General features: G+C 70.4%; 19 protein-coding genes and 2 pseudogenes. 13 read left to right on the top strand and 8 right to left on the bottom strand.

Features of this window, described 5'->3' with window-relative positions; genetic code table 11:
• Positions 1-122 precede the first annotated feature (122 nt).
• The 11 genes from ACHMXE_RS26530 to ACHMXE_RS26480 all read left to right on the top strand — a co-directional run bounded on the left by ACHMXE_RS26530 (position 123) and on the right by ACHMXE_RS26480 (position 11,072).
• Positions 123-554 carry a hypothetical protein gene (locus ACHMXE_RS26530; protein ID WP_203206202.1) on the top strand — a complete coding sequence of 144 codons (432 nt, stop codon included), beginning with the start codon at positions 123-125 and terminating at the stop codon, positions 552-554.
• A 43-nt stretch (positions 555-597) separates the two neighbouring features.
• Positions 598-1,080, top strand: coding sequence for a DUF6152 family protein (locus ACHMXE_RS26525; RefSeq protein ID WP_209541465.1), 483 nt, complete (start codon positions 598-600; stop codon positions 1,078-1,080).
• Between the two features lie 119 nt (positions 1,081-1,199).
• The gene (locus ACHMXE_RS26520; RefSeq protein ID WP_395352315.1) at positions 1,200-2,552 is read left to right on the top strand and encodes a GTP cyclohydrolase II; all 1,353 of its coding nucleotides are present in this window, start codon (positions 1,200-1,202) and stop codon (positions 2,550-2,552) included.
• Positions 2,549-3,958 carry a URC4/urg3 family protein gene (locus ACHMXE_RS26515; protein ID WP_395352313.1) on the top strand — a complete coding sequence of 470 codons (1,410 nt, stop codon included), beginning with the start codon at positions 2,549-2,551 and terminating at the stop codon, positions 3,956-3,958. The genes ACHMXE_RS26520 and ACHMXE_RS26515 overlap by 4 nt, the downstream gene beginning before the upstream one ends.
• 61 nt (positions 3,959-4,019) lie before the next feature.
• Positions 4,020-4,649, top strand: coding sequence for a uracil phosphoribosyltransferase (gene upp, locus ACHMXE_RS26510; RefSeq protein ID WP_093342184.1), 630 nt, complete (start codon positions 4,020-4,022; stop codon positions 4,647-4,649).
• Between the two features lie 164 nt (positions 4,650-4,813).
• Complete coding sequence (locus ACHMXE_RS26505; protein WP_395352310.1) at positions 4,814-5,815, top strand: BMP family protein; 1,002 nt, start codon at positions 4,814-4,816, stop codon at positions 5,813-5,815.
• Between the two features lie 8 nt (positions 5,816-5,823).
• On the top strand, positions 5,824-6,771 hold the full coding sequence (locus ACHMXE_RS26500; protein ID WP_395352308.1) for a 5'-methylthioadenosine/S-adenosylhomocysteine nucleosidase: 948 nt from the start codon (positions 5,824-5,826) through the stop codon (positions 6,769-6,771).
• Complete coding sequence (locus tag ACHMXE_RS26495) at positions 6,768-7,499, top strand: alpha/beta fold hydrolase (protein WP_395352306.1); 732 nt, start codon at positions 6,768-6,770, stop codon at positions 7,497-7,499. The genes ACHMXE_RS26500 and ACHMXE_RS26495 overlap by 4 nt, the downstream gene beginning before the upstream one ends.
• Positions 7,496-9,088: an ABC transporter ATP-binding protein gene (locus tag ACHMXE_RS26490; RefSeq protein ID WP_395352304.1), complete on the top strand. Its 1,593-nt coding sequence runs from the start codon at positions 7,496-7,498 to the stop codon at positions 9,086-9,088. Before ACHMXE_RS26495 ends, ACHMXE_RS26490 begins: the two co-directional genes overlap by 4 nt.
• Positions 9,088-10,152, top strand: a complete 1,065-nt coding sequence (locus tag ACHMXE_RS26485) for an ABC transporter permease (RefSeq protein ID WP_172705451.1) — start codon at positions 9,088-9,090, stop codon at positions 10,150-10,152. Before ACHMXE_RS26490 ends, ACHMXE_RS26485 begins: the two co-directional genes overlap by 1 nt.
• Positions 10,149-11,072: an ABC transporter permease gene (locus ACHMXE_RS26480; protein ID WP_395352302.1), complete on the top strand. Its 924-nt coding sequence runs from the start codon at positions 10,149-10,151 to the stop codon at positions 11,070-11,072. The genes ACHMXE_RS26485 and ACHMXE_RS26480 overlap by 4 nt, the downstream gene beginning before the upstream one ends.
• On the opposite strand, the gene ACHMXE_RS26475 is transcribed toward ACHMXE_RS26480, so the two are convergent.
• Together ACHMXE_RS26475 and cysC are read right to left on the bottom strand one after the other, a co-directional pair.
• On the bottom strand, positions 11,051-11,941 hold the full coding sequence (locus ACHMXE_RS26475; protein ID WP_395352300.1) for a hypothetical protein: 891 nt from the start codon (positions 11,939-11,941) through the stop codon (positions 11,051-11,053). The genes ACHMXE_RS26480 and ACHMXE_RS26475 overlap by 22 nt on opposite strands.
• Positions 11,938-12,549, bottom strand: coding sequence for an adenylyl-sulfate kinase (cysC, locus tag ACHMXE_RS26470; RefSeq protein WP_395352298.1), 612 nt, complete (start codon positions 12,547-12,549; stop codon positions 11,938-11,940). Before cysC ends, ACHMXE_RS26475 begins: the two co-directional genes overlap by 4 nt.
• Positions 12,550-12,651: 102 nt before the next feature.
• Here cysC and ACHMXE_RS26465 point away from each other — a divergent pair, with 102 nt between their 5' ends.
• Together ACHMXE_RS26465 and ACHMXE_RS26460 are read left to right on the top strand one after the other, a co-directional pair.
• Positions 12,652-13,101 carry a hypothetical protein gene (locus ACHMXE_RS26465; RefSeq protein ID WP_203201143.1) on the top strand — a complete coding sequence of 150 codons (450 nt, stop codon included), beginning with the start codon at positions 12,652-12,654 and terminating at the stop codon, positions 13,099-13,101.
• Positions 13,102-13,159: 58 nt separating this feature from the next.
• Positions 13,160-14,440, top strand: a complete 1,281-nt coding sequence (locus tag ACHMXE_RS26460; protein ID WP_395352296.1) for an amidohydrolase family protein — start codon at positions 13,160-13,162, stop codon at positions 14,438-14,440.
• An 88-nt stretch (positions 14,441-14,528) separates the two neighbouring features.
• On the opposite strand, the pseudogene ACHMXE_RS26455 reads toward ACHMXE_RS26460, so the two are convergent.
• From ACHMXE_RS26455 to clpA, 6 genes and pseudogenes are all read right to left on the bottom strand, one after another.
• A pseudogene (locus tag ACHMXE_RS26455) lies at positions 14,529-15,370 on the bottom strand (NAD-dependent protein deacetylase).
• 83 nt (positions 15,371-15,453) lie between these two features.
• Entirely contained in the window at positions 15,454-17,142 is a 1,689-nt protein-coding gene (locus ACHMXE_RS26450) for a cyclic peptide export ABC transporter (protein ID WP_395352294.1), read from the bottom strand.
• Between the two features lie 97 nt (positions 17,143-17,239).
• Positions 17,240-17,800 (bottom strand): GNAT family N-acetyltransferase, encoded by a 561-nt coding sequence (locus tag ACHMXE_RS26445; protein WP_395352292.1) that lies wholly within the window; start codon positions 17,798-17,800, stop codon positions 17,240-17,242.
• Positions 17,801-17,844: 44 nt separating this feature from the next.
• On the bottom strand, positions 17,845-19,287 hold the full coding sequence (gene sbcB, locus ACHMXE_RS26440; RefSeq protein ID WP_395352290.1) for an exodeoxyribonuclease I: 1,443 nt from the start codon (positions 19,285-19,287) through the stop codon (positions 17,845-17,847).
• Positions 19,288-19,333: 46 nt separating this feature from the next.
• Positions 19,334-20,779 carry a cardiolipin synthase gene (cls, locus tag ACHMXE_RS26435; protein ID WP_203201149.1) on the bottom strand — a complete coding sequence of 482 codons (1,446 nt, stop codon included), beginning with the start codon at positions 20,777-20,779 and terminating at the stop codon, positions 19,334-19,336.
• 112 nt (positions 20,780-20,891) lie between these two features.
• Positions 20,892-23,215 (bottom strand): annotated as a pseudogene (gene clpA, locus ACHMXE_RS26430) (ATP-dependent Clp protease ATP-binding subunit ClpA).
• Positions 23,216-23,272 lie beyond the last annotated feature (57 nt).

Raw genomic sequence — 23,272 nt, 5'->3', positions numbered from 1 at the left:
GGATTGTGCCGCGCCGCCGCAAGGGCCCGCGCGGCCGCGGGCCTTGGCCCTGCCCCGGCGCTCGCTGGACTAAGCTGTTCGCCACCCCTCAAGGAGCGCCCATGTCGTCCGGCATCGCCCCGGTGTTCAAAGGACTCGTCTCGCATCCGTGGGCCTACCCGGCACTGGAGGCGGTGCACATCGTCGGCATCGCGATGCTGTTCGGCGGCCTGCTGGTGTTCGAGCTGCGCGCGCTGGGCCTGGGCCGCGACCTGCCCGCGGCCCGGCTCGCGCGCCTCACGCTGACGCCCGCGCTGGCGGGCTTCGGCCTGTGCGCCGCCACCGGCCTGGCCATGTTCGCGGGCCAGCCCGGCGAGCTGCTGGCCAACCCGGCCTTCCGCATCAAGCTGCTGCTGATCGCGCTGGCCGGCGCGAACGCGGCGCTGTTCCATGCGCGCGGCGGCTCCGCGCTGCTCGACGGGCCCGCCGCAAAGACCGGACGGCTGCAGTGCCTGTTGTCGCTGGCCTTCTGGCTCGCTGTCATCATCTGCGGGCGCTGGATCGCCTATGCCTGAGCGGGCCCCGGCCCGCTCCCACCCTTTCTCCGAGGAGAACGCCATGCCGCTGCCAAGACGCGCCTTCGTCGCCACTTCGCTGGGCCTCGGCCTGGGCCTCGCGCTGCCGGCGCGCGCGCACCATGGCTGGAGCAGCTTCGACCAGGAGCGCCCGCTCTACCTCGAGGGCCGCGCCACCCGCGTGATGTGGCGCAACCCGCATGGCGAGCTCGAACTCGAGCTGCCCGAGAAACCCGCGCTGCCGGCCGACCTGAAGCAGCGCGCGCTGCCGAAACAGAGCGCATCGGTCGACGGCCCTGCGCTGCTCGCCAGGGCCCAGTTGCCGACGCGGCGCGACCGCAAGTGGCTGGTCGAGCTCGCGCCGCTCACGCGGCTGTCGGCCTGGGGCGTGGAAGAGATCAAGACCGGCACGCAGCTCGGCGTGCTGGGCTTCACCTTCACCGGCGAGAAAGGCGATGCGGTGCTGCGCGCCGAGTACCTGTTCGTCGACGGCAAGGTCTACGGGTTGCGCTCCTCGCCGGCCTGAGCTTCTTTCGGCGTTTCTTCTCGCGCCCTCCGCCGCGCCGCGCACGCGGCGTTGTCCGTCGTTCCCCGGCTTGCAAGCCATGCGGTCGATCGGTACATTGCATTTTTTGAGGGCCATTCATGTCCGTCGACAGCACTGCGATCCCTTCGTCCTCCGCCTCCCCCGTTCCTCCCGCCGCGCCGGTGCCACCGGTTCCCTCGGCCTCCGCGCTCCCGGTCCAGACCGTCGTCCCCACGCCCAGCGGCCACATCCGGCTGACCTCGCACAGCGGCGGTTTCGGCGCGCTGCCGATCCGCTGGGGCGCGGCCACCGCCACCGAGCGCGGGCCGATCGTCGGCACCACCACCAGGCGCGCGCACCGCAACGTCATCGGCACGCACAGCGGCTCGTACAGCGTGTATCGCGCGCTCGCGGTGGCCGCGGGCGCGCTCAAGCGCGAGCACAAGGCCGACCTCACGAACACCGCGCCCACCGACATCATCGGCCCCTATCCGCAGTGGGGCGAGCCCGGGCGCATCGTCTCGCTCGACCCCTGGGGCGCGCTGGTGGCCGATGCCTTCAAGAACGAGCTCGCGGCCGGCTACGACATCCGCCCGACCATCGCCATCACCAAGGCGCACGTGATCCTGCCCGAGGTGATCGAGGCGCTGCAGAGCGGCCGCCTCAAGGCCGACGGCCACTTCCTCACGGCCGGCGGCGCAGCGATGGTGACCAAGGCCGCGATCGAGCCGGTCTGGTACCTGCCCGAGGTGGCGCGGCGCTTCGGCTGCTCCGAGACCGACCTGCGCCGCGTGCTGTTCGAGGAAACCGGCGGCATGTACCCCGAGCTGGTCACGCGCTCCGACCTCGAGGTGTTCCTGCCGCCCATCGGCGGGCAGACGCTCTACATCTTCGGCAACCCGCGCGACCTCGCCAATCCCGAGGTCGAGCTCACGGCGCGCATCCACGACGAATGCAACGGCTCCGACGTGTTCGGCTCCGACATCTGCACCTGCCGGCCCTACCTCACGCACGCCATCGAGGAGTGCATCCAGGGCGCACAGCGCGGCGGCGTCGGGCTCATCGCCTACTCGCGCAAGGAAGGCCGCGCGCTCGGCGAGGTCACGAAGTTCCTGGTCTACAACGCGCGCAAGCGCCAGGTCGGCGGCGACACCGCCGACCAGTACTTCGCGCGCACCGAATGCGTGGCCGGCGTGCAGGACATGCGCTTCCAGGAGCTGATGCCCGACGTCTTCCACTGGCTGGGCATCAAGAAGATCCATCGGCTGGTGTCGATGAGCAACATGAAGTTCGACGCCATCGTCGGCTCGGGCATCGAGATCGGCGAACGCGTGAACATTCCCGACGAACTGATCCCCGCCGACGCGCGCGTCGAGATGGACGCCAAGATGGCCGCCGGCTATTTCACGCCGGGCCCGGTGCCGGACGCGGAGGAACTCAAGAAGGCCAAGGGCCGAGGACTGAACGAATGACGAGCAGCAACAACGATTTTCGCGACCACCTTCCCGTCGACGGTTCGGGCAGCCTGCGGCCCGGCGACGAGGGCCGGGTCGATCCCGCGATCGAGTTCGCGGTCGATGCCGGCCATCCTGCGGGCGCCGCGCGCCTCTTGCGCAGCACCGCCGAAGTGCGCCGCCGCGCCGCCGGCCTGCTGGCGCGCGCGCGCAACGGCGAATCGCGCTGGTTCCGCATCGGCGACGACAACGCGCTCGAGGATGCTGCGCGCACCGTGGCCGAGGTCACGCGCGAGCGCTATCCCTGGGACACCATCCCGTACCACAGCCGCTGGCGCCACTTCGAGGCCGGCGGCATCGACCGCCGGGCCCAGCTCGACGAGTTGCTCGGCGAGGCCGACGCGCGGCAGCGCGCGCGCGCCCACATCGACCTGGTGCTGGTCAGCGTGCTGCTCGACGCCGGCGCCGGCCCCGACTGGCGCTACACCGAACCGGCCAGCGGCGAGCGCTTCACGCGTTCCGAGGGCCTGGGCGTGGCGAGCTTCCATGCTTTCACCAGCGGCCTGTTCTCCTCCGACCCCGAGCGCCCGCTGCAGGCCGATGCCGCCGGCCTGCGCGGCCTCGTCACCGACCGGCTCGGCGCCGCCTTCCAGGTCAGCGAAGTCAATCCGCTGGTCGGCCTCGCGGGCCGTGCCACGCTGCTGCGCCGGCTCGGTGAGGCGCTGGCCGAACAGCCCGAGGTGTTCGGCGAGGACGGCCGGCCCGGCAACCTGTTCGATGCGCTGGTCGGCCCCTTCGGCCCGGCCGCGCCGCCCACCGCCGAGATCGGCGCGCACGCGATCCTGTCGCTGCTGCTCGACTCGCTCTCGCGCATCTGGCCCTCGGCCAATGCGGTCGACAGCATCGCGGCCGATGGCAGCGACAACCTCGGCGGCATCGGGTCGGGCGATCCCGCGCTGGCGCTCGGCGACTGCTGGCGCCACAGCGCGGTGCCGGGCCCGGGCCTGACCAACGGCTGGATGCCCTTCCACAAGCTCTCGCAGTGGCTGACCTATTCGCTGCTCGAGCCTTTCGAATGGGCCGGCGTGAAGGTGCGCCACCTCGAGGCCCTGACCGCGCTGCCCGAGTACCGCAACGGCGGCCTGCTGATCGACAGCGGCGTGATCGTGCCCAAGGACGCCGCGCTGCTCGAGCGGCGCTGGAAGGCCGGCGACGAGTTCATCGTCGAATGGCGCGCGCTCACCGTGGCCCTGCTCGACGAACTGGCGCCGCGCGTGCGCAAGGTGCTCGGCCGCAGCGAGGAACAGCTGCCGCTGGCCTGCGTGCTCGAAGGCGGCACCTGGGCCGCGGGCCGGGCACTGGCACAGCGCTTGCGTGACGGTGCGCCACCGCTGCAAATCGAGAGCGACGGCACGGTCTTCTAGGGCCTGGCCAGTCTTTTAGACTTCCGGGTTTCGCCAACGCAGAACGAATCGAAGAATTCCAATGAGCAACGTCCACCTCCTCGACCACCCCCTCGTCCAGCACAAGCTCACGCTGATGCGCCGCAAGGACGCGTCCACCAACAGCTTCCGCCGGCTCCTCAACGAGATCAGCATGCTCATGGCCTACGAGGTCACGCGCGACATGCCGATGCAGGACGTCGAGGTCGAGACGCCGCTCGAGACCATGCAGGCCAAGGTCATCGACGGCAAGAAGCTGGTGCTGGTGTCGATCCTGCGCGCGGGCACCGGCATCCTGGACGGCATGCTCACCGTGGTGCCCGGCGCTCGCGTCGGCCACATCGGCCTGTACCGCGACCCGAAGACGCTGACCGCGGTCGAGTACTACTTCAAGATGCCCGGCGAGATGGACAGCCGCGACGTAATCGTGGTCGACCCGATGCTGGCCACCGGCAACTCGGCGGTGGCGGCGGTCGAGCGGCTCAAGGAACTCAATCCCAAGTCGATCAAGTTCGTCTGCCTGCTGACCTGCCCCGAGGGCGTGGCGACCATGCAGAAGGCGCACCCCGACGTGCCGATCTACACCGCCGCGATCGACCGCGAACTGAACGACCACGGCTACATCCTGCCGGGCCTCGGCGACGCCGGCGACCGCATCTTCGGCACGAAATAAGGCTCGCCCCCAGGCTGCGCGGCGCTTCGCGCCTCTGTGCCAACCCCCTACCGGGGGCAACACCAGCGGCCCGGCAAAGCCGGTTCCGCGGTGTTTCCCGAAAGGCTTCGGCACGGGCACGCGGATTGCAAGACATTCATTTTCAACACCCGAGGAGAAGCACCGTGACAGCACGCCGCCCCCTGATCGTTCGTTCCATCGCCATCGCCGCGGCCCTCGCGGCCGGCCTTCCCGGCCTCGCGTTCGCGCAGGCCAAGCTCAAGGTGGCGGCGGTCTACACCGTCCCCTTCGAGCAGCAATGGGTCGGCCGCATCCACAAGGCGCTGAAGGCCGCCGAGGCGCGCGGCGAGATCGAGTACAAGGCCACCGAGAACGTCAGCAACGCCGACTACGAGCGCGTGATGCGCGAATACGCCACCGGCGGCAACCAGCTGATCCTCGGCGAGGTGTTCGGCGTCGAGGCCGCGGCGCGCAAGGTCGCCAAGGACTTCCCGAAGGTCGCCTTCCTGATGGGCTCCTCGCTCAAGCCGCAGGCGCCCAACTTCAGCGTGTTCGACAACTACATCCAGGAGCCGGCCTACCTCAGCGGCATGGTCGCCGGCGGCATGACCAAGAGCAACCGCATCGGCATGGTCGGCGGCTTCCCGATCCCCGAGGTCAACCGCCTGATGAACGCCTTCATGGCCGGCGCCAAGGAGACCAATCCCAAGGTCGAGTTCAGCGTGAGCTTCATCAACAGCTGGTTCGACCCGCCTAAGGCCAAGGAAGCGGCCTTCGCGATGATCGACAAGGGCGCCGACATCATGTACGCCGAGCGCTTCGGTGTCTCCGACGCGGCCAAGGAAAAGGGCAAGCTCGCGATCGGTAACGTGATCGACACCCAGGCCCAGTATCCCGACACCGTGGTCGCCTCGGCGCTGTGGAACTTCGAGCCCTCGGCCGACCGCGCGATCAAGCTGGTGAAGGATGGCAAGTTCGCCGCCGAGGACTACGGCATCTACTCGCAGATGAAGTACAAGGGCTCCGAGCTCGCGCCGCTGGGCACCTTCGAGAAGAAGGTGCCGGCCGAGATCGTCGCCAAGGTCAAGGCCAAGCAGGCCGACATCCTCGCCGGCAAGTTCACCGTGAAGGTGGACGACGGCCAACCCAAGTCCACCGCGAAGTGAGCCGCCCAATGACCCTGCGCTGGCGTTCCCTGCTCGCGGCCGGTGTGCTGGCCTTCGGCCTCGCGGGCTGCGTCGGTGTCTACAAGGGCACCGGCGTCAGCAGCAACAGCGGCACCCGGCTCGACGACACGCCGCGCATCGCGGTCATCTCGGCCTTCGAGCCCGAACTCAAGCTGCTGCTCGCGCGCCTGCAGGGCGCGGCGAAGCACGGCGTGAACGGCGTCGAGTTCACCACCGGCACGCTCGAGGGCAAGCCGGTCGTGCTGTTCCTCTCGGGCATCAGCATGACCAACGCGACCATGAACACGCAGCTCGCGCTGAACCGCTTCCGCGTCACGAACATCGTGTTCAGCGGCATCGCGGGCGGCGTGAATCCTTCGCTGCACGTCGGCGACGTGACGGTGCCGGCCCAGTGGGGCCAGTACCTCGAGGTGCTGATGGCGCGCGAGACCGCGCCCGGCAAGTACGCCGCCCCGCCCTTCATCACCGACGCCACCCTGCCCAACTTCGGCATGATATTCCCCCGCCCGGTCGAGGTGCGCTCGGCCGCGCGGCCCGGCATCGAGCGCAAGTTCTGGTTCGAGGCCGACCCGAAGATGCTCGAGGTGGCACGCGGCATCCGCAACGTCGACCTCGCGAGCTGCAGCGCCGGCAAGTGCCTGGCGCGCAAGCCCCAGCTCGTGGTGGGCGGCAACGGCGTCTCGGGCCAGGCCTTCATGGACAACAAGGCCTATCGCGAATACACCTTCAAGACCTTCCAGGCCAACGTGCTCGACATGGAGACCGCGGCCGTGGGCATGGTGGCCTACAGCAACGGCGTGCCCTACATCGCCTTCCGCTCGCTCAGCGACCTGGCCGGCGGCGGCGATGGCGAGAACGAGATGGGCACCTTCATGAACATCGCGGCCGACAACTCCGCGAAGGTCATGCTGGCGTTCCTGGCTGCCTGGAAGTGACGGCGCCGATCCGCCTCGTTCTGCTGCCCGGCATGGACGGCACGGGCGATCTCTTCGAACCGCTGCAGGAAGCCCTCGACCCGCGCACGCGCGTCGACATCGTGCGCTACCCAGGTTCCGGGCCGCAGGGCTACGACGAACTCGAGCCCCGCATCCGCGCGCAACTGCCGGCCGACGAGCCCTTCGTGCTGCTCGGCGAATCCTTCTCGGGCCCGCTCGCCATCGCGATCGCTGCCGCGCCGCCGCCGGGCCTGCGCGGCCTCATCCTGTGCTGCAGCTTCGCGCGAGCCCCCGCGCCCGGGCTCGCGCTGCTGCGCGGCGGCCTGCTCGGGCTGGCGATGAAGTTCCTGCATGCGGCACCGCTGCGGGGCCCCATGCAACGCATGCTGCTGGGCCGCGGCGCCGATCCGCGCCTGGGCGCGCAACTGCAGGCCGCGCTCGGCAAGGTCTCGACCGCCGTGATGACGCATCGCCTGCGGGCGGTGCAGCGCGTGAACGTGACCGCGCTGCTGCCCCGCATCCGCGTGCCCGCGCTGTACCTGCAGGCGCTGCAGGATCGGCTGGTGCCCGCGAAGGCGGCCGCGATCATCGAGCGCGCGCTGCCGGCGCTGCGCATCGTCCGGCTCGACGGGCCGCACGGACTGCTGCAGGCCTCGCCCGCCGCGGCGGCCCGGGTCATCGACAATTTCTGCCGCGAGCGCGCCCTGTCCGCGCCCGCCACACCATGAACTCCAACGTGCTCCGGCTCGAAGGCATCACCAAGCGCTTCGGCAGCCTGGTCGCCAACGATGCCATCTCCCTCGACCTGCGCGCCGGCGAAGTGCTGGCGCTGCTCGGCGAGAACGGTGCCGGCAAGTCGACGCTGATGTCGATCCTGTTCGGCCACTACGTCGCCGACGAAGGCCGCATCGAGGTCTTCGGCGCGCCGCTCGCGCCGGGCAACCCCAAGGCCGCGCTGGCCGCGGGCGTCGGCATGGTGCACCAGCACTTCACGCTGGCCGACAACCTCAGCGTGCTCGACAACGTGACCATGGGCACCGAACCGCTGTGGCGCCCGCTGTCGCGCCGCGCGGCCGCGCGGGCGCGGCTGCTGGAGGTGGCGCAGCGCTTCGGGCTGCCGGTGCGGCCCGAGGCGACCATCGGCAGCCTGTCGGTGGGCGAGCGCCAGCGCGTGGAGATCCTCAAGGCGCTGTACCGCGGCGCGCGCATCCTGATCCTCGACGAACCCACGGCCGTGCTCACGCCGCAGGAGAGCGAGGCGCTGTTCGCCACGCTCTCGCAGATGGTGGCGCAGGGCCTGTCGGTGATCTTCATCAGCCACAAGCTCGGCGAGGTGCTGCGGGTGTCGCACCGCGTGGCCGTGCTGCGCGGCGGCAAGCTGGTGGCCGAGGCCGCGACGGCCGACACCACGCAGGCGCAGCTCGCGCTGTGGATGGTGGGGCATGCGGTCGAGGCGCCCCAGCGCCGGCCCGCGAAGTCGGTCGGCGACGCGGTCTGCGTGCTCGATCGCGTGAGCACCGCGGCTTCGAAGAGCGGCGGCCAGGACCGGCTGCGCGAGGTGTCGCTGACGCTGCGCGCGGGCGAGATCACCGCGATCGCGGGCGTCTCGGGCAACGGACAGGTGGCGCTCACCGAGCTGCTGTGCGGCACCCGCCGCGCCACCGCGGGCCGCGCGCAGCTCATGGGCCGCGCCCTGCCGCCCTCGCCCGCGCGGCTGGTGCAGCGCGGCGTGGCGCGCATTCCCGAGGACCGGCATGCGGTCGGCGTGGTCGGCGACCTGCCGGTGTGGGAGAACGCGGTGTCGGAGCGGCTGCGCAGCCCGGTGTTCTCGCGCGGCGCGATGTTCGTGAAGCGCGCGGCCGCGCGGCTGCATGCGCGCCGCATCGAGCAGGCCTTCGACGTGCGCGGCGCCGGCCTGATGGCGCCGGCGCGCTCGCTGTCGGGCGGCAACATGCAGAAGCTGATCCTCGGCCGCGCGCTGCTGCCGCCCGAGCAGCCCGAGCCCGGCCGCGACGAGCAACGCAAGCACCCGACCCAGGCCCCGCGCCTGATCGTCGCGCACCAGCCGACCTGGGGCCTGGACATCGGCGCCGTGGCCTATGTGCAGCAGCAGCTGATCGCCGCGCGCGATGCCGGCGCGGCCGTGCTCGTGATCTCGGACGACCTCGACGAGGTGCTGGCGCTCGGCGACCGCGTGGCGGTGATGCACGGCGGCCACCTGGGCGAGGCGCGCGCCGCCTCGGCCTGGACGCGCGAGGCGATCGGCCTGGCGATGGCCGGTGCCACCGCCTCCACCACGAAGGAGGCCACGCCATGATGCGGCTCGAACGACGCCACCAGGCCTCGCGCACCGCGCTGGTCCTGGCGCCCATCGGCGCGGTCGCCTTCACACTGGCGATCAGCGCGCTGCTGGTGCTGTGGGCCGGCGCGCCCGTGGGCCGCACCTACGCGCTGCTGCTGCAGGGCGGCTTCGGCTCGGTGTTCGCCTGGAGCGAGACCCTCACGCGCGCGATCCCGCTGATCCTCACCGGGCTGGCCGCCACGGTCGCGTTCAAGGCGCGGCTGTTCAACATCGGCGCCGAGGGGCAGCTGTACGCGGGCGCGCTGGCCGCGGTCGCCGTGGGCGGCATGCACGGCGGCACCGGCTTCGAGCTGTCGCCCTGGCTGCTGTTCCCGCTGATGATGCTGGCCGCCGCCGTGGCCGGCGCGCTGATGCTGCTGGGCCCGGCGCTGATGAAGAACAGGCTCGGCGTCGACGAGGTCGTGACCACGCTGCTGATCAACTTCATCGTGCTGCTGGGCGTGTCGGCGCTGCTCGACGGGCCGATGAAGGACCCGACCGCCATGGGCTGGCCGCAGAGCGTGTCGCTGCAGTCGGACCTGGAACTCGGCAAGCTGATCGCCCAGACGCGCGTGCACACCGGGCTGCTGTGGGCGGTGTCGCTCGCGGTGATGGTGTGGGCGGTCTTCAAGTACACGGTGCTGGGCTTCGACATCCGCGCCGTCGGCGCCAACGCGCGCGCCGCCGCCTTCGCCGGCGTGCCGGTGACGCGCACCGTGGTCTCGGTGGCGCTGCTGTCGGGCGCGCTGGCCGGGCTGGCGGGCGCGATCGAGGTCGCGGGCCGCACCAGCTACGTCACGCTCGACATGTCGCCCGGCTATGGCTACACCGGCATCGTGATCGCGATGCTGGCCGGCCTGCATCCGCTGGGCGTGATCGCGGCCGGCGTGTTCGTGGCCGGCGTGCTGGTCGGCGCCGACACCATGAGCCGCGCCGTGGGCGTGCCGACCTACATCGCCGACGTGATCGTCGCGGCCTCGCTGATCGCGGTGCTGGTGGCGACCCTGCTGACCCAGTACCGCGTGCGGAGGAGCCGATGACCGACCTGCTCGACATCCTCGCCAACCCGGCCTTCTGGGTCGCGGTGCTGCGCATCGCCACGCCGCTGATCCTCGGCACGCTCGGCGTGCTGCTGTGCGAGCGCGCCGGCGTGCTCAACCTCGGCATCGAGGGGATCATGGTCGCGGGCGCCTTCACCGGCTGGCTCGCGGTGTACCTGGGCGCGCCGCTGTGGGCGGGCGTGGGCATCGCCGCGCTCACGGGCGCCGTGTTCGGGCTGCTGCATGCCTTCCTGACCGTCGGGCTGGCGCTCTCGCAGCACGTGTCGGGGCTGGGCATCACCATGCTCGCGACCGCGCTCAGCTACTTCGGCTACCGCGTGAGCTTCCCGAAGGTCAACACGCCGCCGACCATCGTGCCCTTCGCGCCCATGGAGTGGCTGCACGTCCCGGTGCTCGGCGCCCAGACGCCGCTGACCCTGCTCGCGTTGGCGCTGGTGCCCGCGGTGGCCTGGCTGCTCTACCGCACGCCGCTGGGGCTGGCGCTGCGCATGGTCGGCGAGAACCCGCAGGCGGCCGAGAGCCAGGGCGTGTCGGTCGCGGCCACGCGCACCGGCGCCATCGTGGCGGGCTCGGCGCTGATGGGCGTGGCGGGCGCCTTCCTCACGCTGTCGGCCTTCAACGCCTTCTTCTTCAACATGGTCAACGGCCGCGGCTGGATCTGCGTGGCGCTGGTGGTGTTCGCCTCGTGGCGGCCGGGCAAGGCGCTGCTGGGCGCGCTGCTGTTCGCCTTCTTCGACGCGCTCCAGCTTCGCCTGCAGCAATCGGGCGATGCCTTCCTGCCGTACCAGCTGTACCTGATGCTGCCCTACCTGCTGTCGATCCTCGCGCTGGTGCTCGTGGCCCGCAAGGCCAGCTATCCGCAGGCGCTGATGAAGCCCTACCGCAAGGGAGAACGCTGAGGGGTGGCGGCCGGCAGCGCCGGTTCGCCGCCGCGGCGCAGCAGCTGCACCAGTGCACGCAGTGGCGCGGTGATGCGCCATGAACGCGAGTTGCGCAGCTCGGCGATCTGCCGCTCGAGCTGCGCGACGCGGCGGCTCGCGTTGGCCAGCTCGCGCTTGAGCGCGCTGCGGTCCAGCGCGGCATGGTTCGGGAACGCGAGACGCGGCGAGGCCGCGGCCTCGGCGGTCGGCTCGGCCAGTTCCCGCCCCACGCGCACCTTCGAGGGCTCCGCGACGCGGGCATGCGCGCGCAGGGCCGAGGCGCGATCGACCCCGTCGCCCAGCGTGGCGCTCAGGGCACCGTAGAGATAGTCCGGGTCCTCGATGAAGCGCGGAAAGTCGAGCAGCACGATCGGCACGTTCCGCTTCACCAGCGCATGCAGCAGCTCGTGGAAACCCAGCGCGAGCAGCCGCGCCTGGTCGATCGGGTTGAGCGAATAGACCACCCCGCCCGCCGTCGTGCCCCAGGTCTCCCATTGCTTGCAGTCGTCGTGCAGGCCTGGCATGGCGTGGCGCGCGCGCAGCTCGTTGACGGTGCGGCTGGCGGCGGCCTCGACGATGCCGCGCATCGGGATCACGACGGCGTCGACCACCGTCTGCGGGTCGGCCAGCACGCGCTCCACGTACTCGAACAGCCAGGGCGACTTGATCACGTAGGGCGCGTCGAGGTCGTCCAGCGGCAGGTCCTCGAGGCCCGCGTTGGCATCCTCGTCGTAGCCCCGGTACTGGTCGCGCGCGATGTGGGTGTCCAGACCGCATTCGGCGAGGTACTGCACCAGGAAGGTCGTGCCCGCGCGGCCCGTGCCGGCGATCAGCAGGTGATGCTTCATGCGCGGGCGCCCAGCGGGGCGACGACCGGCCGCGGCGCCGTGCCGAAGGCCAGCAGCAGCGCCTCCACGGCGTCGGCCAGGCGGCAGGCCGAGGTGTCGATGACCAGGTCGGGCGCGACGGGCGGCTCGTAGCTGTCGGAGATGCCGGTGAACGCCGCGATCTCGTTGCGGCGCGCCCGGGCGTACAGCCCCTTCACGTCGCGCTGCTCGCACAGGGCGAACGGCGCATGCACGTGGATCTCGCGGAAGGCCTCGCCGACGATCTCGCGCGCCATCGCGCGCTGCGCCTGCAGCGGCGTGATGGCCGCGACGATCACCAGCATGCCCTGCCGGCTCAGCAGCCGGGCGACTTCGGCCATGCGGCGGATGTTCTCGCTCCGGTCTTCCTGGCTGAACCCCAGCCCCCGGCTCAGGCCGCCGCGCACCTCATCGCCGTCGAGAATGACACTGGCCACCTGCTCGCCCTGCAGCCGGGCCCGCAGGCCCTGCGCGAGGGTGGATTTGCCCGCGCCGGAGAGCCCGGTCATCCACATGACGCATGATGGACTGCCGGGATGCCCCGGCAGTGCCAGGACGCCAGGTCCGAAGTCAAGGTCGTCGCGCTTCATTGTTTTCAAAGCGTAAGCGGCACCCCTTCGACTTTTGTCTCTGCAAGGTAAAAAATTCTGAGTAGAGAATTACGACGGTCCGCCATCGCCCTCCACACACCCATGCCGAACCTCCTCCAATCCGCCTCGATCGCCGCCGTGCTCGCATGCGGCGCGGCCGCCCATGCGCTGGGCACCGACTACGGCTACGAACGCTTCCAGACGCCCGATGCGGTCACCTGGGTCCAGCTCTGCGGCACCTGGGGACCGAACCACCAGGGCACCTACCGCGTGGTGCATGCCGAGCAGTACGCGCAGTCCTTTCTCTATGTGCAATGGATGGCGCGCGATGCCAACGGCAGCCTGCAGGCCGCGCACACGGTGGCCATCGCCGAGCTCGACAACGACCATGCCGAGATCGCCCTCAGCGACCTGACCTGCCGCGCCACGCCGCGCGGCATCGTGCTCACGGCCAAGGCCGACTCGGGACACGACGACAAGCTGCGGCGCGTGACCATCGAGGTCGGTCCGGCACCGGGCCAGTACCGCTTCCGGCCGCAGCCCTCGCGCTGAAGCCAGCCAGACGGCCACGCCAGGCCGAATCCCCCCACAACGATCCCCAAGCCCCACGATGCTCGACCTCCTCGTCACCAACGCCACCCTCCCCGACGGCCGCACCGGCATGTCGATCGCCGTGCAGGACGGCCGCATCGCCGAAGTCACGGCCGGCCTGGCCGCGCCGGCGCACGACACGCTCGATGCCGCCGGCCAGCTGGTCGCGCCGCATTTCGTCGACCCGCATTTCCACATGGACGCCACGCTGAGCTACGGCCTGCCGCGCGTCAACCAGAGCGGCACGCTGCTCGAGGGCATCGCGCTGTGGGGCGAGCTCAAGCCGCTGCTGACGGCCGACGCGCTGATCGAACGCGCGCTGGCCTACTGCGACTGGGCCGTGGCCAAGGGGCTGCTCGCGGTGCGCTCGCATGTCGACACCAGCGATGCCAGCCTGCTGGCGGTCGATGCGCTGCTCGAGGTCAAGCGCCGCGTGGCGCCCTACCTCGACCTGCAGCTGGTGGCCTTCCCGCAGGACGGCGCGCTGCGCATCCCGGGCGGGCTCGAGAACATCGAGCGCGCGCTCGACAAGGGCGTGGACGTGGTCGGCGGCATCCCGCACTTCGAGCGCACCATGGCCGACGGCGCGACCAGCGTGAAGCGGCTGTGCGAGATCGCGGCCGAGCGCGGCAAGCTGGTCGACATGCACTGCGACGAATCCGACGACCCGCTCTCGCGCCACATCGAGACCCTGGCCTTCGAGACGCAGCGCCTGGGCCTGCAGGGCCGGGTCACGGGCTCGCACTGCACCTCGATGCACTCGATGGACAACTACTACGTGAGCAAGCTGCTGCCGCTGATCGCCGAGGCCGGCGTGAGCGTGGTCTCGAACCCGCTGATCAACATCACGCTGCAGGGCCGCCACGACAGCTACCCCAAGCGCCGCGGCATGACGCGCGTGCCCGAGCTGCTGGCCGCCGGCGTCAACGTCGCCTTCGGCCACGACTGCGTGATGGACCCCTGGTACGGCATGGGCTCGGGCGACATGCTCGAGGTGGCGCACATGGGCCTGCACGTGGCGCAGATGACCAGCCAGGCCGGCATCCACCAGTGCTTCGAGGCGGTGACCACCAACGCCGCGCGCGTGATGCAGCTCGAGAACTACGGCCTCGAGGCCGGTTGCGATGCGAGCTTCGTGCTGCTGCAGGCGCGCGATCCGGTCGAGGCGATTCGGCTGCGCGCCACGCGCCTGAGGGTGTTCCGCAAGGGCCGGCTGCTGGCCGAGACGCCGGCGGCGACGGCCTCGCTGCATCTGCCGGGCCGCGGCGACGCGACGAGCTGGAGCCTGCCGAAAACCTGAGCCTTCGCGCCGCTCGCGCAACTCCGCCGGCCGGGTGGCTGCACCTCGGCGGTGGATGGCTTCATCCGCTCGTTGCGATAGCTGCTAGCTAGGCCGCGCGCGATTCGGGCGCCAGCGCCTCGGCCAGGGCCGCCAGCGCCTCGCCCACCGGCCGCTCGACCTTGAGCGCCAGCAGCTCGTCGGCCCGCGTGCGCCCGAGGTTCACCGCCGCCACCGGCTTGCCGGCCGCCGCGGCCGCCTGCACGAAGCGGAAGCCCGAATAGACCATCAGCGACGAGCCCGCCACCAGCACCCCATCGGCGGCCTCGAGCGCCGCGAAGGCGGCGGCGACGCGCTCCCGCGGCACGCTCTCGCCGAAGAACACCACGTCGGGCTTGAGCAGGCCGCCGCAATGGGCGCAGGCCGGCACGTCGAAGGCGGAGAAGTCATGGCCTTCGAGATCGGCATCGCCGTCGGGTGCCGCGCGCGCCTCGAGCGCGGCCCAGCGCGGATTGCGCGCGCGCAGTTCGCGCTGCAGTTCCGCGCGCGGTATGCGGCGTTCGCAGCCCATGCAGCGCACGGTGTCGATGCGCCCGTGCAGGTCGATGGTGGCGCGGCTGCCGGCGGCCTCGTGCAGGCCGTCGACGTTCTGGGTCAGCAGCAGGCCGACGCGGCCGGCCGCCTCGAGCCGCGACAGCGCGTGGTGCGCGGCGCCCGGCCGGGCCAGCGCCATGGTCGGCCAGCCGATCAGGCTGCGCGCCCAGTAGCGGCGCCGTGTCGCCTCCTCGCCCATGAAGGCCTGGTAGGTCACGGGCGAAGGCCGCTTCCATTCGCCGCGCGCATCGCGGTAGTCGGGGATGCCCGACTGGTGCTGCAGCCCGCGCCGGTCAGCACGAACAGTTGGCGGTGGCGCGTGGCGAAGTCGGTGAGCGCGGCGGCGGTGGCGTCCATGCGGGGAGCATACGTGGGCCGGGCCATGGCCGTGCGCACGGGGGAAATCGCGGACAGCGACGCGCCGCCGGCCTCCAGGCGCCTCAAGCGGCCGCGATGCGCCCGTCGCGAAAGTGCACGACGCGGTCGGCCACGCCGAAGTAGCGGTCGTCGTGCGAGATCACGACCAGCGTGTGGCCCCTGGCGCGCAGCTCCGGCAGCAGCTCGGTATAGAACTGGTGGCGAAAGCTCGGGTCCTGGTCGGCCGCCCATTCGTCGAACACCATCACGGGCCGAGCCTCGACCCAGGCATGCACCAGCGCGAGCCGCTTGCGCTGGCCAGTCGAGAGGTCGATGGTGCTGAAGGCGCCGTCGTCGACCGCCACCTTGCCGTCGAGCGCGAGCCGCGCCAGGCCGGCGCGCGCGATCTCGTCGCGCTGTGCGGACGCGAGGCCGGGCTCGTCGGGCAGCGCCTCGAACAGGTGGAAGTCCGAGAGCACCGGCGAGAACAGCTGCCGGTAGGCGTCGCGGCTCGCGTCGGTCACCGCCTCGCCATCGACCGTCAGCGTGCCCGCCTGAGGCAGGTAGAGGCCGGTCAGCAGCTTGAGGAAGGTGGTCTTGCCCGAGCCGTTGTCGCCCGCGATGAAGAGGATTTCGCCGCGAGCGATGCGCAGGTCGATCGGGCCGAGCGCGAACGGCGCGTTGCCCTGCGCGACGGGCGTGCTGTCCTCGGCCTGCGCGGGCGCGAAGGCGTAGCGCACGCCGCTGAGCGCGATGGCCTCGGCGAAGGCCGGGCGTGAGCCCGTGTCGGCGACGGCACCGGCCAGGCCCGGCTCCGGGCTCTCGAAGCGCTCGGTCAGTTCGGCGACCCGACCCAGCGCCACGCGCGCCCGCGCGAAGAACGGCAGGAAGCCCAGCACCTGGTCCATCGGCCCCTGCAGATAGAGCAGCGCCAGCACGAAGCCGCTGAGCACCTCGGCCGGCAGCCGCCACAACCCGGCGGCGCCGAACACCACCGCGATGAACAGGAAGTACAGCGCCGAGCCGGCCTCGTGCGCGAGCGAGAAGGCATCGCCGGCCTTCACGCTGGCCCGGCGGATGTGGTCCACGCTGTGCAGCACCTCGCCCCGGTAGACCTGCGCGCGCCGGCCACGGCTCAGGCGCAGTTCCTTGGCCGCGTCGCCGAGCCGGCGCCAGGCCTTGTGCAGCGCATCCTCGCCTTCGCGCGCCGCGTCGAAGCTGGCGATGGCGCGCCGCAGCGCGATCCGGTGGATGGCGATGCCGCCCGCCATGACCACGGCCAGCAGCGCCGCGAGCTGCCACGAGAGCCAGACCAGCCACCCCAGGCAGCCGAGCACGATGGTCGCGGAAACCACCGTCATCGGCAGGCTCAGGCACAGGCCGCTCACCATGCCGATGTCGTGCGTGAGCACGGGTGTCAGGCGGTGGGTGCGGAAGCGCTCGAGCTCGTCGATGGGGGCGTCGAGGATCCGCTGCGCCAGCCGCGTCCGCAGGCTGCGCAGGATGTCCTGCCCGATGCGGTTGGTGAGCGCGTCGGAGAGCACGCGCCCGACCAGCGTGAGCAAGGCGAGGCCGACGAAGGCCAGCGCCAGGCCCGAAGCCAGTCCGCCTTCGGCGTGCAGCATGCGGTTGATGAGCGCGAGCAGCGAAACCGTGGCGGCGCTGCCGCCGACGCCGGCCAGCGTCGCCACGCCGAGGCCGAGCGCATGGCGGCGCAGCAGGCCGTTCGGGCCCACGAAGAGATCGGTGGTAGAGGCTTGGGCTTGGGGCATTCGGGCTGGTTCGGCGAAACGAAGGCCGCATGGCGCGGTCCGGCAGCGAGAAGGCCGAGGATCGTAGCAGCCGGGCGAGGCCGCCCTGCCCCGAAGCTCAGCCCTGCAGGTGGCCGGGCTGCAGCAGGTCGCACCACATGTGCACCTTGCCCAGCAGTTGGCCGTCGAGCGCGATCGCCAGCGGCTCGACGCCGAAGGGCTGGAAGCCGCAGCGTTCGTAGAGCCGCTGCGCGGCATCGTTGCCCTCGGTCACGGTGAGCTGCACCAGGCGCAGGCCCGGCCGCTGGCGGGCGTGCTCCAGCAGCGCCAGCACCAGCCGGCGGCCGAAGCCCGCCTGCCGGGCCGATTCGGCCACCGACATGCCGAACAGCGTGGCCTTGTGCCGCGCGCGCTCGCGCCACTCGAAGCTCAGTCCGGCCGCGCCGACCAGCCCGCCGGCATCGAAGGCGCCGTAGACCACGTCGGCCGTGTCCTCGCCTGGCGCCAGCCGCTCCTCCCAGAAGCGCAGCGGCAAGGCGCCGCGCTCGGCCACCGTCGAGGTGAAGGCGCTCGGATGCCGCTCGTAGGCATCGAGCATGCGCGCGCGATAGGCCATGGCGTCGGCCGGCACCAGCCGCCGCACGACATTCACTTCGGTCCTCTGTTCAGAATCGGACATGAAAAGCTCGCCTTTCCATCGCCGGCCCGGCGCCTGCGTGGGGCTCAGCGCGACGGCGCGATCGCGTCGGCATAGTCGTAGAGCGCGCCCAGCAGTTCCTCGCCCTGCTCGTCCACGGTCTCCGACAACGCATCGATCTCGGCGAACAGGCCCTCGACCGTGCGGGCGCCGCCCTCGCCGTCGAACAGCTTCGCCACGCGGTGTTCTTCCCAGCGCTGCGCCTCTTCCTCGCTCAGCGTCTCGGGCCAGTTGCGCGCGCGGTAGCGGAACACGATCTCCTCGAGCCGCCCGTCGTCGAAGCCGGTGCGGTCCTTCGCGAGTTCGGCCGGCGAGAGCGTGCGCAGCTGGTTGAGCCGGCGCCGGTCGCCGTTGCCGACGAAGCCGCCGTAGAGGTCCTCGTCGACGTCGGGCGCGTCCTCCTTCGGCCGCTCGTAGACCTTGGCCCAGATCGCGCTCATGTCGGGCAGGTCGCGCGCGATCGCGGCATGGCGCATGGCCGTGTCGAGATCGATGCCCCAGCGCTCGGCCATGGGCGCGGCCAGCGTGCGCAGGTTGCCCACCACCATCGGCGACTTGTTGAGGTGCACGCCCTTGATCGGCAGCCGCACCACGCCCTCGGGCAATTCGGCGGCGCGCGTGAACATACGCAGGCGCACGGTGTCGGCATCGAGGTCGCGCAGCTCGCTCGGGTCGTGCGCGAGGTCCCAGGCCAGCAGCTCGTTCTTGTTGGTGGGATGGCTGGCCAGCGGCCACATCACGGCCAGGCAGCCGCGCTCGGCCGGGAACATGCCCGAGACGTGCAGGAAGGGCTTCGCGGTCTCGCGCACCGCCGGCAGGCCGAGCTCGCTGGCCACGCGGTCCTTGCGGTGCAGCGCGAAGGCGAAGTCGAACAGCTTGGGCTGCGCGTTGCGGATCAGCCGTGCCAGCGCGATGGTGGCGCGCACGTCCGACAGCGCATCGTGCGCCGACTCGTGCAGCAGGCCGTTGGCCTTGGCGAGGTCCTCGAGCTTGAAGCTCTGGCTGCCGTCCTCCTTCTTCGGCCACTGGATGCCGTCGGGCCGCAGCGCATAGGTCAGGCGCACCACGTCGAGCAGGTCCCAGCGGCCGCACTCGTTCTGCCACTCGCGCGCATAGGGATCGATGAGGTTGCGCCAGAACAGGAAGCGCGTGACCTCGTCGTCGAAGCGGATGGTGTTGTAGCCCACGCCGATGGTGCCGGGCTGCGAGAAGGCGCGCTCGATCTGCGCCGCGAACTCGTGCTCGGGCAGGCCGCGTTCGAGGCACAGCTGCGGCGTGATGCCGGTGATCAGCGTGGCTTCCGGGCTCGGCAGGTAGTCGGGCGCGGGCTTGCAATAGATCATCAGCGGCTCGCCGATCTCGTTGAGCGCCGCGTCGGTGCGGATGGCGGCGAACTGCGAGGGCCGGTCGCGGCGCGGGACGGCGCCGAAGGTTTCGTAGTCGTGCCAGAGGAAGGTTTGAGCGGTCATGTCGTTGGGGAAAAGCGAAAGCGGATACCGGGTGCGGCGCCCGGCCTCAGAGCAGCGGCGACGACAGCCGCGCGACCGAGTCGCCGAGCCGTTGCCAGAAGGGCTGGGGCCGGTGCGCGCGCACGGCGGCCGAGCTGTGCAGGTCGGTCTCGAACTGCGCCGCCAGCGGTCGCGCCAATGCCGGACCATAAACCACCGCGCAGACCTCGAAGTTGAGGCGGAAGCTGCGGTTGTCGAAATTCGCGGTGCCGATCATCGCGCAGTCCTCGTCGACCACCAGCGTCTTCGAGTGCAGCATGCGCGCCTTGTACTCCCACACCTTCACGCCCGCGGCGATCAGTTCGTCGAAGTAGGAGCGCGCGGCGGCGCTCACGATGGCCGAATCGCTGCGCCGCGGCACCAGCAGCCGCACGTCGACGCCGCGCAGCGCGGCGCTCGTGAGCGCCATCAGCGCGGGCTCGCCGGGCACGAAGTACGGCGTGGTGAGCCAGGCGCGGTGGTTGGCGTTGTGGATCGCCTCGACGTGCATGCGGTGGATGGCCTCGAGTGTGTTGTCGGGCCCGCTGGTGACGATCTGCACCGGGATCTCGCCGGCCTCCACCTTGGGCAGCATGGCATCGAGGCCGTCGCCGAAGCTGTGCAGGTCCTCGCCGGTGGCATAGGTCCAGTCCTCCATGAAGGTGGTCTGCAGCCAGCGCACGGCGCTGCCTTCCACGCGCAGGTGCACGTCGTGGTAGGCATCGGGCCGCGTGCGCTTGTCTTCCTCGTCCGTGATGTTGACGCCGCCGGTGAAGCCCACGCGGCCGTCGCACACCACGATCTTGCGGTGGGTGCGGTAGTTGGTCACCGGACGCAGGCGGCGGCCGATCCTGGTGTCGTGGAACAGCGCCACCTGCACACCCGCGGCCAGCATCGGCGCCATGAACTTGCGGCCGATGCGCTGGGAGCCGAGCGCATCGATCAGCAGCCGCACCTTCACGCCCTCGCCCGCGCGCGCCACCAGCAGGTCGCGCAGCGCGGTGCCGATGGTGTCGGGCTCGAAGATGTAGTACTCGAGATGCACATGGTCGCGCGCCGCGCGCACCGCCTCGAAAATCGCGTCGAAGGTGCGCGCCCCGCCCGAGAGCAGCTCGACGCCGGTGGCGCTCGATACCGGGATGCCGCAGGTCGCGGTGCCCAGCCGCGCCATCTGCTGCAGCGCCGGCGGCGCATGTTCGGCCGCGTCGCGCAGCCGCGCCAGGTCGGCCTGCGCGTTGGCGTTCGCGCGGGTGCGCAGGCGCTTGAGCCGCTGCTTGCGCAGGCGCTGCGGCCCGAGGAAGTAGTAGATGACGAATCCCGCGAACGGCAGCAGCGCCAGCGAGAGGATCCAGCTCATCGTCGACACCGGCGCGCGCTTCTGCATCACGATCCAGACCGACAGCACGGCGATGTAGCCGCTCCATGCCAGGGAGAGGCCGGTTTTCCATTCGGGACTGAGTTCGGGGAGGATCAAGGCGAGGGGCGGACCCCTCAAAAGAAAAAGGCCGGCAGCGCGATGCTACCGGCCTTTGGGGGGCGGTTCCGCGGCCTCGTCGGCCACGGAATGCCCAGTTCCTTCGCTTGTCTTAGCCGGCCGCGGCCTCTTCCGCTTCGGGCTTCGACTTGCCTTCCTTCTTCGGCAGCGGCTGGATGTCAAGCAGCACTTCGTCCTTCTCGTCGAGGTCGACTTCCAGGCGCCCGCCTTCGGTCAGGCGGCCGAACAGCAGTTCGTCGGCCAGTGCACGACGGATCGTGTCCTGGATCAGGCGCTGCATCGGCCGTGCGCCCGATCAGCGGATCGAAGCCCTTCTTCGCCAGGTGCTTGCGCAGCTTGTCGGTGAACGTGACCTCGACCTTCTTCTCGGCCAGCTGCGTTTCGAGCTGCAGCAGGAACTTGTCGACCACGCGCAGGATGATCTGCTCGTCGAGCGCCTTGAAGTTGACGATGGCATCGAGCCGGTTGCGGAATTCGGGCGAGAACAGGCGCTTGATGTCGCCCATTTCGTCGCCGGCCTGCCGCGGGTTGGTGAAGCCGATGGTCGCCTTGTTCATGGTCTCGGCACCCGCGTTCGTCGTCATGATGATGATGACGTTGCGGGAAGTCGGCCTTGCGCCCGTTGTTGTCGGTCAGCGTGCCATGGTCCATGACCTGCAGCAGCACGTTGAAGATGTCCGGATGCGCCTTCTCGATTTCGTCGAGCAGCAGCACCGAGTGCGGCTTCTTCGTGACGGCCTCGGTCAGAAGACCGCCCTGGTCGAAACCGACGTAGCCCGGAGGCGCGCCGATCAGGCGGCTCACCGCGTGACGCTCCATGTACTCCGACATGTCGAAGCGGATCAGCTCGATGCCCATGATGTAGGCAAGCTGCTTGGCCGCTTCGGTCTTGCCGACGCCCGTCGGACCCGAGAACAGGAACGAGCCGATCGGCTTGTCGCCCTTGCCCAGGCCCGAGCGCGCCATCTTGACCGCGGAGGCCAGCACTTCGAGCGCCTTGTCCTGGCCGAACACCACGCTCTTGAGGTCGCGCTCGATCGTCTGCAGCTTGCCGCGGTCGTCGTTGCTGACGTTGGCCGGGGGAATGCGCGCGATCTTCGCGACGATTTCCTCGACTTCGGTCTTGCTGATGGTCTTCTTGCGCTTGCTCGCCGGCAGGATGCGCTGCGCCGCACCCGCTTCGTCGATGACGTCGATCGCCTTGTCGGGCAGGTGACGGTCATTGATGTACTTGGCGCTCAGCTCGGCCGCGGCCTGCAGTGCGGCCACCGCGTACTTCACGCCATGGTGTTCCTCGAAGCGCGACTTCAGGCCCTTGAGGATGTCGACGGTTTCCTGCACCGAGGGCTCGACCACGTCGACCTTCTGGAAACGACGCGACAGGGCCGCGTCCTTCTCGAAGATGCCGCGGTACTCGGTGAAGGTGGTCGCGCCGATGCACTTGAGCTGGCCGCTCGAGAGCGCCGGCTTGAGCAGGTTCGACGCGTCGAGCGTGCCGCCCGAGGCCGCGCCGGCGCCGATCAGCGTGTGGATCTCGTCGATGAACAGGATCGCGTTCGGCTTGTCCTTGAGCGACTTGAGCACGCCCTTGAGGCGCTGTTCGAAGTCACCGCGGTACTTGGTGCCCGCGAGCAGCGCGCCCATGTCGAGCGAGAACACGTTCGACTCGGCCAGGATCTCGGGCACGTCGCCTTGCGTGATGCGCCATGCCAGGCCCTCGGCGATCGCGGTCTTGCCCACGCCGGCCTCGCCGACCAGCAGCGGGTTGTTCTTGCGCCGGCGGCACAGGATCTGGATCACGCGCTCGACCTCGTACTCGCGGCCGATCAGCGGATCGATCTTGCCGTCCTTGGCCATCTGGTTGAGGTTCTGCGTGAACTGTTCGAGCGGCGAGGCCTTCTCGTTCTTCTCGCCGCCGCCCTCTTCGCTCTCGTTCGAGGAGGCTTCGCTGTTGCCCTTGACGGCTTCCGGCGGATCGCTCTTCTTGATGCCGTGGGCGATGAAGTTCACCACGTCGAGGCGGGTCACGCCCTGCTGGTGCAGGTAGTAGACCGCGTGCGAGTCCTTCTCGCCGAAGATCGCGACCAGCACGTTGGCGCCGGTGACTTCCTTCTTGCCGTTGCCGGTGGACTGCACGTGCATGATGGCGCGCTGGATCACGCGCTGGAAGCCCAGCGTGGGCTGGGTGTCCACATCGTCGGTACCCGCCACCTGGGGCGTGTTGTCCTTGATGAAGTTGGTGAGCGACGCCCGCAGGTCGTCGACGTTGGCCGAGCAGGCGCGCAGAACTTCCGCGGCGCTCGGGTTGTCCAGCAAAGCGAGCAGCAAATGCTCCACGGTGATGAACTCGTGGCGCTGTTGCCGGGCCTCGACGAAGGCCATGTGCAAGCTGACTTCCAGTTCCTGGGCAATCATGTGATTTCCTTTTTGCCTTGCTGTAAATAAGTTCTCAGATGGGTTGGAGCTTGCCTA

Source organism: Variovorax sp. UC122_21 (genome assembly GCF_044056785.1).
Lineage (GTDB): Bacteria > Pseudomonadota > Gammaproteobacteria > Burkholderiales > Burkholderiaceae_C > Variovorax.
Note: the sequence above shows the minus strand (reverse complement) of the source record. Positions and strands in the feature narration are given on the sequence as shown.